The sequence below is a fragment of the Pseudomonas kitaguniensis genome, from assembly GCF_009296165.1.
Classification (GTDB): Bacteria; Pseudomonadota; Gammaproteobacteria; order Pseudomonadales; family Pseudomonadaceae; genus Aquipseudomonas; species Aquipseudomonas kitaguniensis.
The window spans coordinates 49,308-66,672 of record NZ_VUAZ01000036.1 but is presented as its reverse complement, the minus strand read 5'-3'; the positions used below and the strand labels follow the sequence as shown (position 1 = coordinate 66,672).

The following is a 17,365-nucleotide window of genomic DNA, read 5'->3' as shown; positions in this document are numbered from 1 at the left end:
AGCGGGCTTGCTCGCGATACGGTGTGTGTTGAAAAAAAACTTTATCTGACACAGCCCGCACAATCGCGAGCAAGCGCTCCACCGTTGTTTTTGCCTGTGTGGGCGATTCAGCCGCGGCACTCTGCCAGGCTTTTCAATTGCGTCGAACCGCTCAGGTTCGCGGCTGACAGCCATTGCTCAAACCCCGTGCCGACCTTTGGCCACTCTGAATCGATGATCGAATACCAGGCGGTATCGCGGCTCTGGCCCTTTACGACCATGTGCTGGCGGAACACGCCTTCAAAACTGAACCCCAAGCGCTCCGCCGCGTACTTGGAGCGCGCGTTAGCGTTGTTGCACTTCCACTCCAGTCGGCGGTAGCCCAGCTCGAAGGCGTATTTGGCCAGCAGGTACACTGCCTCGGTGCTTTTCGGCGAGCGCTGCATCGGCGCGCCGAAGGTGACGTGGCCGATTTCGATGCGGCCGTGGGCGGGGACGATGGACATCAGGCTGAGGATGCCTTGTACGTCACCGCTGGCGCGGTCGATAACACTGAAGAAATACGGCTCGTTGTGCTGTGCATGGTTGTTAAGCCACGCATCGAACGCGCTGCGCCCGGCAAATGGGCCATAGGGCAAATAATCCCACAGCTTTGGGTCTGCGCCGGGGCCTTCGAGGGCTTGCCACAGGCCATCGGCGTGGCGCGCCGGGTCAAGTTTTTCGAGGCGGATAAAACGCCCTTCGAGCAGTTCAACGCTGGGCGCCGGAGCGCCTTTCCAGTCGGCGAGAGAGGTGGGCATGCTGTGCTCCTTAAAGACCTTTGCGAAATTGGATAAATCCGGGACGTTCGGCGATACGCTCGTACAGCTGGATCGCGGTGGCGTTGGTTTCGTGGGTCAACCAGTGGACCTTACAGCACCCATCGGCTTTCGCGATGGTATAGACAAATTCGATCAGCTTGCGGCCGACACCGGTACCGCGTTGGGCCGGGTCCACCAGCAGGTCCTGCAAGTAGCAGGAATTCTCGATGCTCCAGTTGGAGCGGTGGTAGATGAAATTGACCATGCCCACCGCCTTGCCGTCTTGCCAGGCCAGCGCCGAATGGGTCGGCTCGTTGGCATCGATCAGGCGTTGCCAGGTGCTTTGGCTGACGGCGTCCGGCAGTTCGGTGTTGTAGAACGTCAAATACGCTTGCCACAACGGCAGCCAGGCGGCGTGGTCGGCGGCGGTCACCTGGCGGATGTCGATCGGGCTCATTCTGAAACTCCTTGAGGCATAACGCGGGCGAGGGTTTGGTCGCGCAGATCAGTGCTTGCGGCCAAGCCTTCACGCACCCCGGCGATGTCGGCCGGGCTGCGGTTCTGGCTGAGTTTGCGCTTGCCGATCAAGCGTTCGATGGGCAGTGCGAAGCCGACGATGGCCTTGAGCATGCCGTCAATGTAGTCGGCCGGGGCGTCGCTGACTTTCCACGGCTGTGCGCGACCGCCTTCGTGGCGGTCGGTGAGAGCGCTGACCACCGCAAGCAGGCGCTCGGCGTCGGTAAACACCTGGGCCTTGCCGTAAACATGCACCGCGATGTAATTCCACGTCGGCACCACTTTGCCGTGCTCGGCCTTGGCCGGGTAGAACGCCGGGCTGATGTAGGCCTCGGCGCCGGCGAAGATCACCAATGCTTCGCGGCCATTTTGCAGGTCGTGCCACTGCGGGTTGGCTTTGGCCATGTGCCCGTACAGCGTGCCGTTCGGGCCTTCATCGGGGTTGAGCAGCAGCGGCAGGTGGCTGGCTTGCAAGCCGTGCTCACCCACGGTCACGCACTGCGCCAAGCGAGTGTGCTGGATCAGTTGCTGCAGTTCGGGCAAATCGTCTAGGGCAAAGGCGCGGGGTGTGTACATGGAAATTTTCCTTGGCGAATGCGTGCATCCTAGGCAGGCTAATGGTTCGTTGTAAGAGCCATCTATGGCCAATTTTATAGGTCCAATCCTGGAGTTCGCGCCATGTCAGCCGTTGCGCCACCGCTGTCATTCAACCCCGCCGGTATTGAATTGGACCGCCGCCAGGGGCTGACACGCCAGTTGTATCAAGCCCTGCGCCAGCGAGTACTCGATGGGCGTCTGGTCAGCGGTACGCGGTTGCCCGCCAGCCGCGACTTGGCGGCTTCGCTGTCGATCTCGCGCAATAGCGTGGTGCGTGCCTACGATCAGCTGTATGCAGAAGGGTTTATTGAGAGCCGGGTCGGTGATGGCACTTATGTCGCTCAATTACCCACGCCAAAAAAACTATCCACAAAAGTATCCACAGGGTTTTCAACAGGCTTATCCCCAGCCTTATCCACAAATTGGGTCGATTTTCCGAAAAAACCGGGCGAAAAAGTTATCCACAGCGCCGCGCTGGCGCGGGTCAAAAATAACCACTTATCCCAGCCTCCTGCGGGGCCGCCTCGAGCATTTCGTGTGGGCGTGCCGGCGTTCGATCTGTTCCCGTTTGAGACATGGGCCAAGCTGAACGGGGCGTTCTGGCGTAAGCCGGACCTTGCGCAGTTGTGTTACGGCGACCCGGCAGGCGACGCTCGGCTGCGCGGTTTGATCGCCGCTTATTTGCGCAGCTCGCGGGGCATGCAGTGCACCGCTGAGCAAATAGTGATCACCAGTGGTGCACAGCAAGCGATAAGCCTTTGTGCACAGTTGCTGGTAGAGCCTGGGGACGCGGTGGCGGTGGAGAATCCTGGCTATCGCGCGGCAGGCCATGCGTTCGCCGTGGCGGGTGGGCAATTACACGGCGTGCCGGTGGACGCCGAAGGCATTGATTGCCAAGTGCTGAACACCCTCGCTGATTGCCGGCTGGCCTATGTCACGCCTTCCCACCAGTACCCGTTGGGTGTGGTGATGAGCCTGGCGCGGCGCCTGGAACTGCTGGCCTGGGCTGCACGTACGGGCGGCTGGATCATCGAGGACGATTACGACGGCGAGTACCGCTACAGCGGCGCGCCCCTGTCGCCGTTGGCGGCGCTCGACCGCAGCGGGCGAGTGCTGTACGTCGGCACCTTTGGCAAGGTGGCGTTCCCGGCCTTGCGTTTGGGTTACCTGGTATTGCCACAGGGTTTGGTCGACGCGTTCACCCGGCGCCGCGCCGTCGACATGCGCCATTCCGAAGTCAGTACCCAAGCGGTGATGGCCGAATTTATGGCAGCGGGGCATTTCCAGCGGCATATCCGGCGTATGCGGCGTGCCGCATCAAGCCGGCGCAATGCCTTGCTTGCCGGTTGGCCCGCTGGCCTGCCAGGCGTGGGCGAGCTGCCCAGCGTTGCGGCGGGGCTGCACGTGACAGTGCGCGTGAGCAGCCTGGCGCGCGAGCAGCAATTGCTGGCGCAGGCCGCCGAGGTCGGTGTCGAGGTCAATGGCTTGAGCAGCTACTGGCTGGCGCAGTCCGGCACGCCTGTCGATCAGCGTGCCGGGCTGGTGCTGGGTTTCTCCGCCGTGCCCGAGGCGGACATCGCCCAAGCCCTGGCGCGATTACGCCAGGCATGGGGGCCTTGTTGAATGCGCTGGAGCACGTTATGTGCGGTTGCCGCGGCGTGTGTTAATCGGTCTGTACCCGGAAAAACAATCGCCTGGCCTGCGTCAGATTGATGGTGCTGCGGTAGAACGCGACCCGTTGTTCTGCGTTGAGCCCATGAAGATCATCCGACGCCATGCCACGCGCGTGTTCTTGTGGGGTTTTCAAGCGTGCGGCTAGAAATCTATCGGCCGGTGCGCTTGCGTTTGAGTAATGAAAATGGGCATACCAGAGTGTCGTGCGGGTGGTCTCATCGGTGATGGTGTACTCATCCAGATAGTCCTTGGTGGCACTTTTGAGTCGGCGCCGCTTGACGGTTTTTTTGATAGTGATGACGTTGTTGTTCTTCAGCCATTCAACACCCGAAAGGGTGGGCGCCCGTTGCATGATCATCCTCTGCACTTGCTGATTAGCCTGCTGGTAAAGCGCTTGGGCTGCGGTGTCGAGTTGTTTGCGCAGGGTGGCCGCCGATGGCTGGTGGCTTTCGGTAACATTGGCTTGGGTCAGTGCATCTTCGATGGCCTGACCGGCCTTCTCCAGCACTTGGGCATGTTGATGAAACATGTGTTCGATGCCGATGGGTGTGCGCGAGGGTTTGTTTATTTGCTCATCGGCGCGCGCCTGAAACGTAGTGAGTTGGGCCAATAACGCCTGGCCGTTAGCCAGGCTGGTTTCAATCGTGGGCGTGGCCGGTACAGGTGTGGTGGGCCCCTCAATGTGCTCGACCCAGACACCTGAGGCTTTTTCATGAAAGGTGGCCAGGGTTTTATGGGTCAGCGGTGACTTGATGTCGACAAGATCGGTTTCGAGGCCCATCGAGGTCAAGCGCGGTTCGCCAATCAACACGCCGTTGAAACGTGTGTGGATAAACTTTTTCACCGCCCTTGGCGGTGTAGGCGGCGGTGTAGGGCGGATGCGCCGGTGCTCTTGCTGAACGTGCAGAGGCGCAAGTTCGGCGATGGCCCGATCAGCGAAGCCGCGCAGCATTTCACGCAGGTTTCCAACCGGCGCGGTCAGGGTTTGTTCGGAATAGTCCTCGGGAAAGTCCTGCAGGCGCTCGTCAATGAATTGAAACTGCTCGACCAGGCTGCTCAACGTTTCAATGCGTTCGTCCAAACGTGCTTCGCTACGCTCTTGCAGGGCGTCACGCAGGGTCTGCACGGCAAGGTCTGCGCCATCGACAATCTCGCTGATCAGGGTCCAGGCCGCAGGTTCAGTGGTGATGGAGTGCGGTTGCAGGCATAGATTTCGCGCCAGCGTCACTTGCAAGGCTCGCAGGTCGTCGCTGGTGTAGGTGGGCAGCCGGCTTTTGCTGCTCTGAATCATGTGCAAGCCTTGACGAGCCAGTGGCCGTAGCTCAGTGAAGCGCGATTGCGCGTAATCCAGGCGTTCGATGATGTCGTCACTCATGTCACTGACTAATCGCGCGTCCACCACGCGGCTTGCCTGAGTTGACGCCTCCGGGGTTTCGAGCTGGTCAAGGACCGTATTGAGTTGCGGGGTGAACGTGGTTTGCAGCTCTCTGAGGCCTTCCTCATTGAGCTCCATTTGAGCCTTCACATAACCCAGCGCTTTTTTCTGAAAGTCAGCGACCGGGGTAAAGACATGCAAGGTCATCAGCTGTTGTCGTGCCTTTTCGTAGTCTGAACGTTGGCTGTCGAGTTTGCCCAGGTAGGCCTGGCGTTTGGCCTGTGCCGAAGTGCCGGGCGCATCGGTCATGGCGTCGTGGGCTTGTTGCAGTTCGCGTTGTGCAACTGTTTTGGCGTCTTCGAATGCCGCCAATTTTGTACGCAGCTCAATGGACTTGGCTTTTGCCTTTTCCAAGGCGCTTTTTTGTGTGCTTTTGCGGCCGCCACCGCGCAGGCGTAGCCGGGTGTCGATGAACCACTCACCCTTCGCGCTGTGAATCAGCGGCGGCCCTCTGCGGTTGGGCTGCTTGGAATCGACGATGACGATGGTCTCGTCGCCGTCCAGCGTCACTTCAAACCAGCGTGTGCCCACTGCGGCGTAGTAGTGCTTTTCAAGCAGATAAAGGTGTCGGTACGCACTGCCTTCTAAGGTGATGGCTGCAGGCAGGTCAGCGGGTTTGTCGGTGGTAAAACTGTCCAGCAAGGTCGCCAGGCTGCTGGCCGTGCGCGTGATCGCGCCGCTGGTGTTCAGTGCCAGTTCGTGACCGGCAGGCACCTGTTCTGTGGTGCGCGTAGGCAATTGCTCCACGGTAACCGGCTGCTTGGCAGGGAGACGCGGTGTGTGTGGCTCGACCTTGGCAGAGGTCGCGTCTGGGTGCGCGCGGGTCGCGATATGCAAGGTGATGGCCATACCCAGGTTGAGCAATACATCGGTAAGCGCCGACCACTGGGCCTGTTGCTCGTCGTGTTGATGCGCCTCGACCAGTGTCTGCACTTGATCGACGATCTGCCAGATCCAGGCCCCGGTGCTGGCGATACGGCCCATAAAGGGCAAGGCTGAATTGAAGATCAACCAACCGGCCTGCTTGAGCGTTGCCCAGCGGTTTTCGGCATTGGAGACCGATTGGCGGTCCGCCAGCTCGATCAGTGCCTTGGCGTTCGCATCAAACAACGTGCTGAACTGATTGCCGTTGAGGGCTTGTTGGCCAAGGCTCATGGGGCCGGTGAAGGTCCAGAGCTTGTCAGGTTCCACCAGAAGGTCGGCCACGGCCCAAGGCGAGGGCAGGTCGCCAGGAAACACATAGTTGGCATAGTCAGGGCGCGCTGAATCCGGCAGCCAAGCGACCACCGAATTGCGTAGGTCGCGAGACTGTGCGATGGCGTACAACAGGTTTGCCTGTGAGGGGTATTGAATCAGCGCCGGCTCGAACAGCGGGCGATACAACAGGCAGCGGCCGGCTTCGGCATTTTGCGGGCCGATGACATACATGTTGTTCACCACGTCCTGCTCATTGGTCTTGCGGCGTTTGGGCACGAAGGCCAAATGCCGGATGACGATGGCTTGCCCGTCAACATAACGGTCGCTGCTGTCGGCTTGCATCACGGCTGCCACGTAGCGGTAGCCGCGCTCGTCAATCCCCGCTTCTTGGCGGATTTTGCATTGCAACGCCAGCAGCGGCAGTTGGATGCGCAAGTGTTGGATGTACAAGGTTTTGCGCCGCGCCGACTCGGCAGCGTCGTCTATCAATTTGCTGCGTATCAGCGCGAGGTAGGTGGTGCCGATATCGACTTGGGCAATGAGCTTTTTCACGTAAGCGACGGTCAGCCACGCAGGCAGGGCCTTGCGCGCCTGCATTCGCAGGGTTTGGTTGCCGATGGGCAATGCGATCAGGTTTTGCAGCGCCAATTCGGCGAGGCTGAAGGTGCTGGTTTCGACCTGCCCCGGCACCGTGAATATGCCCCACACAACCTGGCTTTCGACCTTGATGGTCAGGGTGTCCAGGCGCAGGTTCGCAGCGACGGGGTGGTCTTTGATGATCTGCGCCTTGAGTGTGTCCTGAGCGTACTGTTGGATAGACGGGATGTCGTCCTGGTAGGTTTTCCCCGTGTTCAGGCTGTTCAGTGCGGCCAGGTCTTTGAGGTGCCGCGAATAAAACGCCCGGTCCGACGTGGACGCCCGGGCGAGCCAGTCCGGTAACGATTGCTGATACCAGGCAAGGTCCGGTCCTTTGGCTGTGACCTGTCCGGGCGTGCCGGCCAATACGCTCAATGGGGCGGTGCTCGGCGTCGCCAACGTGCCAGCGGAGGTGGTGGTCAGCGCGTCTATTTGCAGCATGACCAGCGAGCAAGCCAAGTGCTCGAAAAAATCCCCGGCGGGCTCGTACAGTTGCCACTGCAGGCTGTCATAGGGTGTTGGCTGGTAAACCAGCGTCGTCAGGTACTCGCCGAGTTGATCCTGCGTGGTGAATTTTTTGTACCCGTCGAGTGAGTGGCAAAGGATGACGGTTTTACCCTCGGACTGCCCTATCAGCACGGCGATAAATACCTGTTGGGTGTGGGTAACCTTGGTGCCGCTTACAAGGTCAACGTCGATCAGGCATGCACGAGACCGCAGTGGGTCGTTGGGCTGTCGATTCGCCGGGTCGGGCGAGTGGTACAAGCTGCGCGCCAATGTGCAGTCTTCATCGCTCCACTCATCCACCTGGTGCACATTCCAGGCTTTGCGCAGCGTGTTGGAAAGTTCGTGCCAGCGAGGGCCGCTACCGTTGCTGTTGTTCCAGAAGTCCACCAGTTGTTCCTTGAACGACGGGAACAGGGCTGGCGCCAAAATGTTGATCGTGTCGGCGACTTCAACAATGCGTACCGACACGTTAACCGCAGGCTCGGTCAGCGGGAGTCGGGTCAGAAAGTGTTCGCCCTCAATGCACAGCGTCGGCACTTTCAGCACGGCCTGCCTGGCCAGTAGGGCGCTGAGGGTCTGATAGTACGGGGGGGCAGAGATGATCTTGTCGTCGACTAACTTCCAGACCGGCGTGCCCAACAGTGTGGTATCCGGGTTGATATGCAGGTCTGGATACTGTGCGTCTAACGCTTCGCGCAGCAGTTCGCCGGCCACCTCTGTTATTGAGGGGCCGACACATAGCTGGGTGATCAGCTTCTGCGTGAGATCTTCGGGTTCTGCATCCTGCGCGGTGGTGCTTGGAGTGGTCATGGTGCATCCCTGTCTTGCCGTTTGATGGGAACAACCCGAGGTTAACGCTCGGGGTTTCCATGCTAGAAAGCAGCAAGACGGGGAGGGAGGTACTTATCTAGGGTGCGATTGCGTACCCAGGTCCAGCTCTACCAAGCGGCGGATTTCGTCCGTCGCAAGACCTGCGCCGATCAACGCGTGGAGCTTGCCGAACGCCGCCTCGCGGGTCATGCCGCCACCGGACAACACGCCCACGCCGCTCAAACGGCTGCCGGCTTCGTACACATCCAGTTCCACGCCGCCTTCATGGCATTGAGTGATTGCCACCACCACAATCCCTTTATCTCGAGCGCGCTGCAGGCCGGCGAGAAACTCAGGGTTGTCGCTTGGCCCCGTGCCGCTGCCAAAACATTCGAGGACCAGCGCCTGAATGCCGCTGTCGATCAGCGCATCCAACAGCCCGGCGGCGATGCCAGGCACCAGCGGCAACACGCCGACGTTGGCCAAGGCCTTGGGCTGGCGGTAATCCAGGGCGGCGGGAAGTGAGTCGGCCTTGGCCGCGCCGCTATTGCGCTGCAGCGCCGCGAATGGATGGCGACCAAAACTGCGGATTTTCGCGCAACGCGTCGGCGCCATCAGCGCGCCGTGGAAGTACAGCTGCACGCCCGATGGCTGGCCTTCGCCCAATGCTTGCAGCGCGCCGCTGACGTTTTCCCAGGCATCGCTGTCGGGCACGCCGGCGGGCAACATGGAGCCGGTGAACAGCACCGGCGCCGGCAGGCCGAGCAGTTGAAAGCTCATGGCCGCCGCGCTGTAGGCCAGGGTGTCGGTGCCGTGCAGGATCAACACCGCGTCGCACCCCGCGTCCACGGCCTCGATCACGGCAACCCGCAGGCGCTGCCAGTAAGCGGGCGTCATGTTGGCGCTGTCGATCAGTGGCGCCATTTCCCGAAAGCGCCAAGCGGGTACTGGCAGCGTGGCAAGCTGTTCGCGCATGCGCGCTTCGAAACCCGACGCAGGCGCCAGGCCGTTGGCGCTGGCCTGCATGCCGATGGTGCCGCCTGTGTACAGCACCATGACGTTATTAGCTGGTTGCATACAATCTCCTGAACGAAAAACGCCGCCGGGCCCAGAGCATGCCCAAGGCCGGGCGGCGTGTCATCTATCTAGGCTTACTGCGCTCAGCGTTGCGCTGGAGCGACCGATTCAGCCGACGCTTGGGTGCCGGTTTGCGGCTTTGCCGGGTTAGCTGGCCACGCGGTACGGTCCAGGTCCAGGTCAGGGAACTGGCTGGAATCGAACACCGGCGTCTTGATGCCCGCAGCGCGCTGGTTGTCGTAGTCGTCCAGTACGCGCATGGCGATCTTGAACAGGAACGCCAGGGCGAACAGGTTAACGAACGCGAGCAAGGTCATGGTGATGTCGGCGAAGGCAAACACGGTGCCCAGGTTCTCGATCGAACCCCAGAAAATCAACACCAGTACCAGCGCGCGATAGCCCATCAGCACCTTGCGGTTGTTGCCGACCAGAAAGCGCAGGTTGCTCTCGCCGAGGTAGTAGTTGTACATGATCGAGGTAAACACGAACAACGCCAGGGCCACCGAGATGAACATCCGGCCCCAGTCACCTACCACCGCCGCCAGGGAGTTCTGGGTCAGGGCAATGCCGTCGCCTTCAAAGCCCGGGGTATAGAAGCCGGAGAGCAGGATCAGCAACGCAGTGCAGGTGCAGATTACGAAGGTGTCGAGGAACACGCTGAACGCTTGCACCACGCCTTGGGCGATCGGGTGCTCTACCGAAGCCACCGCTGCCACGTTAGGTGCGCTGCCCAAACCGGCTTCGTTGGCGAACACGCCGCGCTTTACGCCCATGATGATGGCGCTGCCCACCAGGCCACCGAAGGCTTGGTCGAGGCCAAAAGCACTCCTGACGATGGTCGCGAGCATGGCCGGTACGTGGTCAAATTGCAGCACGATCACGTACAGGGTCACGGCGATGTAAACCAGGGTCTTGACCGGCACCAGCAAGTCGGCGATCGAGGCAATGCGCTTGATCCCGCCGATGAACACCAGGCCCAGCAACACCGCCAGCGCCAAGCCAGTGTAGGTGGTGTCCAGGCCGAAAGCGTTGTTCAGCGAGTGGGTCACGGCGTGGGCTTGCAGGCCGTTGAAGGCAAACCCGAAGGTCACCAGCAACAGGAATGCCATGACCATGCCCAGCCAGCGTTTTTGCAGGCCGTGCTGAATGTAGTAAGCCGGGCCGCCACGGTAGGCGCCGTCTGCGTCGGTACGTTTGTACAGTTGGCCGAGTGAGCATTCGATAAAGCTCGAAGACATGCCCACCAGCGCGGTGACCCACATCCAGAACACGGCGCCGGGGCCACCCAGGGTCACGGCAATGCCGACACCTGCGATATTACCGGCACCTACGCGGCCGGCCAGGCTGAGCATCAGCGCCTGGAACGAGCTGAGTTGACCGGAGCTGCTCTTCAGGCTGTCGCGAAATACCGAGAACATGTGGAAAAAGTGACGCAACTGCACGAAACGCGAACGGATCGTGAAATAACCGCCGAGCCCTACAATGAGCACGATCAGTACTTTCCCTGAGAGGAAGTCGTTGATGACTTCGAGCATGGAGTGTTCCTCGCTGATTTTTCTAATGGCAAACGCAGGACGGTTCAACCCTTCGCATAGCACCAGGCAGTGCGCGACGGTTCGACCCCAATCCTTTTGCGGGTGTTGTTATTCATGCGCTTTCGCGGTTACCCGGGCCTCGTTACCGACGGCCACAGACGCGAAGAGGGTCGGCACTATACCTACGCAAGCGGGATCCGTCTGCACGGGGCGATTAAAGGTTTCAGCCAAGCTATTGGGGGCAAGGAGGGTTTACGCTGCGATATTGGATTTTTTATAGGCTTCATTTCACAACCCTGAGGCAAAAAAAAGGGCCTGAAGAGTGAGCCTTCAGGCCCTCAAAAGGTGAGAGGTGTCTAGTCCCTCAACCTGGTGAGCGGTGCAACAAACGCTTAGGCCTTCAACGGGACCAAGCGTGGCGCAATCATGTTTTCGGGGCGCAGGATGTCGTCGAGCATAGCGTCGTCGAGCAAGCCTTCTTCGCGCACCAGTTCCAGCACGCCGCGGCCGCTTTCGAGGGCGATACGCGCAATGCGGGTGGCGTTTTCATAGCCGATGTATGGGTTCAGTGCGGTCACCAGGCCGATGGAGTGCTCCACCAGTTCACGGCAACGCGCTTCGTTGGCGGTGATGCCGACAATGCAATGCTCGCGCAGCATGTCCATGGCGCGTTGCAGCAGGCGGATCGAGTCGAAGATCTTGTAGGCGATCAGCGGCTCCATCACGTTCAGCTGCAGTTGGCCGCCTTCGGCCGCGATGGTCAGCGCCAAATCGTTACCGATGATCTGGAAAGCCACCTGGTTGACGGCTTCCGGGATAACCGGGTTGACCTTGCCGGGCATGATCGAGCTGCCCGGTGGCGCGCCGGCAAGTTGATTTCGTTGATGCCGGTGCGTGGGCCGCTGGACAGCAGGCGCAGGTCGTTGCAGATTTTCGAGAGTTTTACCGCGGTACGCTTAAGCATGCCGGAGAACAGTACAAAGGCGCCCATGTCAGAGGTCGCTTCGATCAAGTCAGCCGCCGGCACCAGCGGCTGGCCGCTGATCAGGGCCAGGCGCTGTACGGCCAGGGCCTGGTAACGCGGATCGGCGTTGATGCCAGTACCGATGGCGGTGCCGCCCAGGTTTACTTCGGTGAGCAGCTCTGGCGCGAGGGTTTTCAGGCGCGCCAGGTCTTCACCGAGGGTGGTGGCAAAGGCGCGGAATTCCTGGCCGAGGGTCATCGGCACGGCGTCTTGCAGTTGGGTGCGGCCCATTTTCAGTACGTGGCTGAATTCGACGCCTTTGGCGGCGAATGCCTGGATCAGGCTGTCGAGGCTGGCCAACAGCGCATCATGCCCGAGCAGCAGACCCAAACGGATCGCGGTCGGGTAAGCATCGTTGGTCGACTGCGCCATGTTTACGTCGTTATTAGGGTGCAGGTACTGGTATTCGCCCTTGTTGTGGCCCATGGCCTCCAACGCGATGTTGGCGATGACTTCGTTGGCATTCATGTTGGTTGAAGTGCCGGCGCCGCCTTGAATCATGTCCACCACGAACTCTTCGTGGAAATCGCCGCGGATCAGGCGTGCACAGGCTTCGCTGATGGCAGCGTGCTTGGCTTCGCTGAGCTGGCCCAACTCGCGGTTGGCATCAGCGGCCGCTTGCTTGACCATTGCCAGGCCGACCACCAATTTAGGGTAATGCGAAATCGGAACGCCCGAGAGGCGGAAGTTATTCACCGCTCGCAGGGTCTGGATGCCGTAATACGCTTGAGCAGGTACTTCGAGTACGCCAAGCAGGTCTTTTTCTGTGCGGAATGATGCAGCGGAGGACATGACGGAAATCATCTCGATAAGGACCCGGAACTGGCCGGAACGCTGCGAATGCTAGGCTTGTGGGAAGTTTTGGGCCAATGCTGTTCAGCACTGGCCTATGCACAAACGGCATAATGTAGGTGTGACCCGGTTATCATGGCGGGCGTGTGTACCAAATTGGTGCGTGCCCACGGGAGGCAGTAATGAACCTTGAGAGCAAATGGCTGGAAGACTTCAGCGCCCTGGCGGCGACGCGCAGTTTTTCCCAGGCCGCAGAGCGACGCTTTGTCACTCAGCCGGCCTTCAGCCGACGTATCCGCAGCCTTGAAGCCGCGCTGGGCCTGACGCTGGTGAACCGCTCGCGCACACCGGTTGAGCTGACGGCCGCCGGGCAGTTGTTTCTGGTGACCGCGCGAACAGTGGTTGAACAGCTCGGTGAAGTGCTGCGCCATTTGCACCATCTGGAAAGCGGGCAGGGCGAAGTCATGCAAGTGGCGGCCGCGCATTCCCTGGCGTTGGGCTTTTTCCCGCGCTGGATCGCGCAATTGCGCAACGAAGGCTTGAACATCGCCACGCGGCTGGTCGCCACCAACGTCGGCGACGCGGTGCACGCCCTGCGCGAAGGCGGCTGTGACTTGATGCTGGCGTTCTACGACCCGGACGCCGCATTGCAAATGGACCCGGAGATATTCCCGTCACTGCACCTGGGCAATACCGAAATGCTGCCGGTGTGCGCTGCTGATGCCGATGGCAAGCCATTGTTCGACCTGGAAGGCGAGGGCAGCGTGCCGTTATTGGCCTACAGCGCCGGCGCCTTCCTTGGGCGGTCGGTGAACTTGCTGCTGCGCCAGCGCGCCCTGCGCTTTACCACGGTGTACGAAACCGCGATGGCCGACAGCCTGAAAAGCATGGCGTTGGAAGGGTTGGGCATCGCCTGGGTGCCGCAACTGAGTGTGCGCGCCGAATTGGCACGCGGCGAGTTGGTGGTGTGCGGCGGCCCGCAATGGCATGTGCCACTGGAGATTCGCCTGTACCGCTGCGCGTTGGTGCGCAAGGCAAACGTGCGCTTACTGTGGCGCAAGCTGGAAGGCGGCGCAGCGCAAAACCCGGTGGCTGAGCGCGGTGGTACCGGGCAGTTATAAAATTGGTTAGTTTTCTGATCAATAAACCATCTATAGTCATATTTTGATCATGTTTCTATCCAAAAAATCTGGCTTTATCGCAATTGGTTTGTCGCCGGATTATTGGCTGGGATACTGATCAATACTGAATGCAAGTTCACCTATCGATCAGGAAGCTGGACAACATGCGAATGACTACGATGAGTGAGCAGGCCATCGCGCAAGCGATTGGCTCGCGCCTTGAAACCTTGAGGGTGAAAAAGAACATCAATCAGGAAACCGTCGCCGAAGAGGCGGGTATTTCCCGCACGACGCTACGTCAACTGATGGCGGGCAAGGGCACCTTGCTTAACCTGATTTCGGTGTTACGCGTGATCGGCGAATTGGACCGGTTGAGCTCTCTTGTCGAGGAGGTACGTTCCAGCCCGATTCAGATGGCGAAGATGGCCGGGAAAAAACGCCAGCGCGCTTACACCACCCGCAAGAATCCATCCGCAGAAGCTTCGGTAACGGGCAAGAAAAAGCTTATCGCTCCCGATGCAATCAAGAAGGACACCGGTTGGTGATCGCACAAATTTACCTATGGGGCCTGTACGTCGGGGCACTCAATTGGGACGAGGCAACGCTGGTTGGCGGGTTCGAATTTTCTCCCGAGTTCGTGGCTACCGGGTTGGAAATCTCGCCCATCCACATGCCTGCCCGTGCCGATTACACCTATGCGTTCTCAAACCTGAATCGGCAAACCTATAACGCACTGCCTGCGATTTTTGCCGACTCACTTCCCGATGACTTTGGTAATGCGCTGATTGACGCCTGGTTAGCCCAGCAAGGTCGCGACAAGCTTGCCTTCACGCCAGTGGATCGGTTGCTGTATCAGGGCAATCGCGGGATGGGCGCGCTGGAGTACCGCCCAGCGATGAAAACAGAGGCCAACGAAGCCGAAAGTATCGAGATCGAGGCGCTGGTTCAGTTGGCCGGTGAGGTCCTTGCGGGGCGCGAGAGCCTGGAGGACCGGCTGACGTCGAATGATCCCACTGTCGACGATGCCGCCTTGCAGCGCTTGATTCAGGTCGGCACCAGCGCAGGCGGTGCGCGGGCGAAGGCAATCATCGCAATCAACGACCAAGGGCACGTCCGGTCAGGGCAAGTGACAGCGCCGCAGGGCTACAGCTACTGGCTGCTCAAATTTGACGTCGCCAAAAACACTGACGTGCTTGCCGACAGCCAAGGCTTTGGCCGGATCGAATATGCCTACCACCTCATGGCCAGGCAAGCCTTGGTGGTAATGACCGAATGCCGCCTGCTTGAAGAGGGTGGCGCGCCCATTTTATGACCCGGCGATTTGACCGCACCGATGAAGGCGAAAAAATCCATACCGCGACGTTGTGCGCGCTGGATCATGCTGACTATAAAAAACCCGGGGAATACTCATACGCCGAGGCATTGAGCGTGTTCCGGGTGTTGAAGTTGGGGCGCCGAGAGGCAGAGCAGTTTTTTCGGCGGATGGTGTTCAATGTGATTGCTCGAAATCAGGACGATCACACCAAGAACATCAGCTTTTTGCTGGATACCGATGGCACCTGGTACTTGTCGCCTGCCTACGACGTGACATGGTCCTATATGCCTGGAAACTTCTGGGTCAATAGCCATCAGATGAGCATTAACGGCAAACGCGACAACTTTGTGCTGGATGACCTGCTCAGTGTTGGGCGTCAGATCAAGGGGCTCAAGGCCCGGCAGATCATCCGGGAGGTGCATGAGGCGGTGGCGCAATGGCCTGTCATCGCGGCAGCAGCGGGTGTTTCATCCGCCATGATTGATGCCATTGCCAAGACCCATCGCATCGACCTCATCGCTGACTCCTGAGTCAATAAAACCGCCACTTTGCGCCGCAAGACAGATGGTCATCCGAGGGGCTGTTTATCTGCTGCATTACGGTATACTGCGCGGCCTTCGGCCGGTCCAACCGGCCTTAATTCGTACACCAAGCCACGCCGGATTTCCCGCGTGGCTTGTTGTTTTTTGACGCGCCTGCGGGCGCCCAGAGAGAAGAGGCACGACGATGAGTGCATTGGTTGGCGTGATCATGGGCTCCAAGTCCGATTGGTCCACCCTTAGCCACACCGCCGATATGCTGGAAAAGCTCGGCATTCCGTATGAAGTGAAAGTGGTCTCTGCCCACCGCACCCCGGATTTGCTGTTCCAGTATGCCGATGAAGCAGAATCGCGTGGCATCGAGGTGATCATCGCCGGTGCCGGCGGTGCAGCGCACTTGCCAGGCATGTGTGCGGCCAAGACTCACTTGCCGGTGCTGGGCGTGCCGGTGCAGTCGTCGATGCTCTCGGGCGTGGATTCGCTGTTGTCCATCGTGCAGATGCCGGCCGGTATTCCGGTGGCCACGCTGGCGATCGGCAAAGCGGGCGCGATCAACGCAGCGCTGCTGTCCGCCAGCATCCTGGGCGCCAAGCACCCGCAGTTTCACGCGGTGCTGAAGAAATTCCGTGCCGAGCAGACAGACAGCGTGCTGGAAAACCCAGACCCACGTATCGCCTGAGGGTGTTGACGATGAAAATCGGTGTAATCGGTGGCGGCCAATTGGGCCGTATGCTGGCCCTGGCGGGTACCCCGCTGGGGATGAACTTCGCGTTCCTGGACCCCGCGCCGGACGCTTGCGCCTCAGCCCTGGGTGAACACTTGCGCGCTGACTACAGCGACCCGGACCACTTGCGCCAATTGGCCGATGAAGTCGACCTGGTGACCTTCGAGTTCGAAAGCGTCCCGGCCGAAACCGTGGCTTTCCTGTCGCAGTTCGTACCGGTGTACCCGAGCGCCGAAGCCTTGCGCATTGCTCGCGACCGTTGGTTCGAGAAAAGCATGTTCAAGGACCTCGGCATTCCGACGCCGGCGTTCGCCGACATTCAGTCCCAGGCAGACCTGGACGCCGCCGTCGCCAGCATCGGCCTGCCCGCCGTGCTGAAAACCCGCACCTTGGGTTACGACGGCAAGGGCCAAAAAGTCCTGCGCACCGCCGCCGATGTGGTCGGCACTTTTGCCGAGCTGGGCAGCGTGGCCTGCTTGCTGGAAGGCTTCGTGCCATTCACCGGTGAAGTCTCGTTGATCGCGGTGCGCGCGCGCGATGGCGAAACCCGCTTCTACCCGTTGGTGCACAACACGCATGACAGCGGCATTCTCAAGCTGTCTGTGGCGAGCACCGACCATCCGTTGCAGGCCTTGGCCGAAGATTACTCCAGCCGGGTGCTCAAGCAGCTGGATTACGTCGGCGTGATGGCGTTCGAGTTCTTTGAAGTCGACGGCGGCCTCAAGGCCAACGAAATCGCCCCGCGTGTGCACAACTCCGGGCACTGGACCACCGAAGGCGCCGAGTGCAGCCAGTTCGAAAACCACCTGCGGGCGGTGGCGGGCTTGCCATTGGGTTCCACGGCCAAGGTCGGCGAGAGCGCCATGCTCAACTTCATCGGGGTTGTGCCGCCGGTGGAAAAAGTCATCGCGATTGATGACTGCCATCTGCATCACTACGGCAAAGCCTTCAAGGCCGGGCGCAAAGTCGGCCACGCCAATCTGCGTTGCAAGGACCGCGCGACCCTTGAGGCGCAGATCCTCAAGGTTGAGGCGCTGATCGCCGAGCAATAACCGGTGCGACGGCGGGAACCATTGGTCACCGTCGT

14 protein-coding genes and 1 pseudogene are annotated in these 17,365 nt (G+C 60.2%); 7 read left to right on the top strand and 8 right to left on the bottom strand.

All coding sequences use genetic code 11. From position 1 onward, the window contains the following. Nucleotides 1-107: 107 nt before the first annotated feature. The 3 genes from F0169_RS07205 to F0169_RS07195 are packed head-to-tail and all read right to left on the bottom strand — an operon-like array spanning nt 108 to nt 1,871. On the bottom strand, nt 108-779 hold the full coding sequence (locus F0169_RS07205; protein WP_152746105.1) for a GNAT family N-acetyltransferase: 672 nt from the start codon (nt 777-779) through the stop codon (nt 108-110). A 10-nt stretch (nt 780-789) separates the two neighbouring features. Beyond that, nucleotides 790-1,236 (bottom strand): GNAT family N-acetyltransferase, encoded by a 447-nt coding sequence (locus F0169_RS07200; protein ID WP_152746104.1) that lies wholly within the window; start codon nt 1,234-1,236, stop codon nt 790-792. Further along, a complete protein-coding gene (locus tag F0169_RS07195) occupies nt 1,233-1,871 on the bottom strand; it encodes an FMN-binding negative transcriptional regulator (RefSeq protein ID WP_152746103.1) in 639 nt (212 codons plus the stop codon). Before F0169_RS07195 ends, F0169_RS07200 begins: the two co-directional genes overlap by 4 nt. 102 nt (nt 1,872-1,973) lie before the next feature. Here F0169_RS07195 and pdxR point away from each other — a divergent pair, with 102 nt between their 5' ends. Further along, nucleotides 1,974-3,515 carry a MocR-like pyridoxine biosynthesis transcription factor PdxR gene (gene pdxR, locus F0169_RS07190; protein ID WP_152746102.1) on the top strand — a complete coding sequence of 514 codons (1,542 nt, stop codon included), beginning with the start codon at nt 1,974-1,976 and terminating at the stop codon, nt 3,513-3,515. Between the two features lie 40 nt (nt 3,516-3,555). On the opposite strand, the gene F0169_RS07185 is transcribed toward pdxR, so the two are convergent. The 5 genes and pseudogenes from F0169_RS07185 to F0169_RS07170 all read right to left on the bottom strand — a co-directional run. Continuing rightward, complete coding sequence (locus tag F0169_RS07185; RefSeq protein WP_152746101.1) at nt 3,556-8,151, bottom strand: coiled-coil domain-containing protein; 4,596 nt, start codon at nt 8,149-8,151, stop codon at nt 3,556-3,558. Between the two features lie 93 nt (nt 8,152-8,244). Beyond that, on the bottom strand, nt 8,245-9,228 hold the full coding sequence (locus F0169_RS07180; protein WP_152746100.1) for an asparaginase: 984 nt from the start codon (nt 9,226-9,228) through the stop codon (nt 8,245-8,247). An 83-nt stretch (nt 9,229-9,311) separates the two neighbouring features. Then, on the bottom strand, nt 9,312-10,763 hold the full coding sequence (locus tag F0169_RS07175; RefSeq protein WP_058415755.1) for an alanine/glycine:cation symporter family protein: 1,452 nt from the start codon (nt 10,761-10,763) through the stop codon (nt 9,312-9,314). A gap of 392 nt (nt 10,764-11,155) precedes the next feature. Further along, nucleotides 11,156-11,422, bottom strand: coding sequence for a hypothetical protein (locus tag F0169_RS27755; RefSeq protein ID WP_241679067.1), 267 nt, complete (start codon nt 11,420-11,422; stop codon nt 11,156-11,158). 177 nt (nt 11,423-11,599) lie between these two features. Then, nucleotides 11,600-12,579 (bottom strand): annotated as a pseudogene (locus tag F0169_RS07170) (lyase family protein); the annotation flags it as partial. A gap of 182 nt (nt 12,580-12,761) precedes the next feature. Here F0169_RS07170 and F0169_RS07165 point away from each other — a divergent pair. The 6 genes from F0169_RS07165 to F0169_RS07145 all read left to right on the top strand — a co-directional run bounded on the left by F0169_RS07165 (nt 12,762) and on the right by F0169_RS07145 (nt 17,330). After that, on the top strand, nt 12,762-13,700 hold the full coding sequence (locus tag F0169_RS07165; RefSeq protein WP_058415753.1) for a LysR substrate-binding domain-containing protein: 939 nt from the start codon (nt 12,762-12,764) through the stop codon (nt 13,698-13,700). Between the two features lie 170 nt (nt 13,701-13,870). Beyond that, nucleotides 13,871-14,245 (top strand): helix-turn-helix domain-containing protein, encoded by a 375-nt coding sequence (locus F0169_RS07160; protein ID WP_241679066.1) that lies wholly within the window; start codon nt 13,871-13,873, stop codon nt 14,243-14,245. Next, entirely contained in the window at nt 14,242-15,012 is a 771-nt protein-coding gene (locus tag F0169_RS28305; RefSeq protein WP_425274278.1) for a type II toxin-antitoxin system HipA family toxin, read from the top strand. The genes F0169_RS07160 and F0169_RS28305 overlap by 4 nt, the downstream gene beginning before the upstream one ends. Further along, nucleotides 15,009-15,545, top strand: coding sequence for a type II toxin-antitoxin system HipA family toxin (locus F0169_RS28300; RefSeq protein ID WP_241679064.1), 537 nt, complete (start codon nt 15,009-15,011; stop codon nt 15,543-15,545). Before F0169_RS28305 ends, F0169_RS28300 begins: the two co-directional genes overlap by 4 nt. A 196-nt stretch (nt 15,546-15,741) precedes the next feature. After that, nucleotides 15,742-16,233 (top strand): 5-(carboxyamino)imidazole ribonucleotide mutase, encoded by a 492-nt coding sequence (gene purE, locus F0169_RS07150; protein ID WP_122249677.1) that lies wholly within the window; start codon nt 15,742-15,744, stop codon nt 16,231-16,233. An 11-nt stretch (nt 16,234-16,244) separates the two neighbouring features. Next, nucleotides 16,245-17,330, top strand: coding sequence for a 5-(carboxyamino)imidazole ribonucleotide synthase (locus F0169_RS07145; protein WP_049710884.1), 1,086 nt, complete (start codon nt 16,245-16,247; stop codon nt 17,328-17,330). Nucleotides 17,331-17,365 lie beyond the last annotated feature (35 nt).

What these genes read in the sequence shown, in the direction of transcription:
- F0169_RS07175 (WP_058415755.1), bottom strand. Translation starts at nt 10,763, where the DNA reads ATGCTCGAAGTCATCAACGACTTCCTCTCAGGGAAAGTACTGATCGTG.
- F0169_RS07165 (WP_058415753.1), top strand. Translation starts at nt 12,762, where the DNA reads ATGAACCTTGAGAGCAAATGGCTGGAAGACTTCAGCGCCCTGGCGGCG.
- F0169_RS28300 (WP_241679064.1), top strand. Translation starts at nt 15,009, where the DNA reads ATGACCCGGCGATTTGACCGCACCGATGAAGGCGAAAAAATCCATACC.
- F0169_RS27755 (WP_241679067.1), bottom strand. Translation starts at nt 11,422, where the DNA reads ATGCTGCGCGAGCATTGCATTGTCGGCATCACCGCCAACGAAGCGCGT.
- F0169_RS07205 (WP_152746105.1), bottom strand. Translation starts at nt 779, where the DNA reads ATGCCCACCTCTCTCGCCGACTGGAAAGGCGCTCCGGCGCCCAGCGTT.
- F0169_RS07200 (WP_152746104.1), bottom strand. Translation starts at nt 1,236, where the DNA reads ATGAGCCCGATCGACATCCGCCAGGTGACCGCCGCCGACCACGCCGCC.
- F0169_RS07180 (WP_152746100.1), bottom strand. Translation starts at nt 9,228, where the DNA reads ATGCAACCAGCTAATAACGTCATGGTGCTGTACACAGGCGGCACCATC.
- F0169_RS07185 (WP_152746101.1), bottom strand. Translation starts at nt 8,151, where the DNA reads ATGACCACTCCAAGCACCACCGCGCAGGATGCAGAACCCGAAGATCTC.
- F0169_RS07160 (WP_241679066.1), top strand. Translation starts at nt 13,871, where the DNA reads ATGACTACGATGAGTGAGCAGGCCATCGCGCAAGCGATTGGCTCGCGC.
- purE (WP_122249677.1), top strand. Translation starts at nt 15,742, where the DNA reads ATGAGTGCATTGGTTGGCGTGATCATGGGCTCCAAGTCCGATTGGTCC.
- F0169_RS07145 (WP_049710884.1), top strand. Translation starts at nt 16,245, where the DNA reads ATGAAAATCGGTGTAATCGGTGGCGGCCAATTGGGCCGTATGCTGGCC.
- pdxR (WP_152746102.1), top strand. Translation starts at nt 1,974, where the DNA reads ATGTCAGCCGTTGCGCCACCGCTGTCATTCAACCCCGCCGGTATTGAA.
- F0169_RS07195 (WP_152746103.1), bottom strand. Translation starts at nt 1,871, where the DNA reads ATGTACACACCCCGCGCCTTTGCCCTAGACGATTTGCCCGAACTGCAG.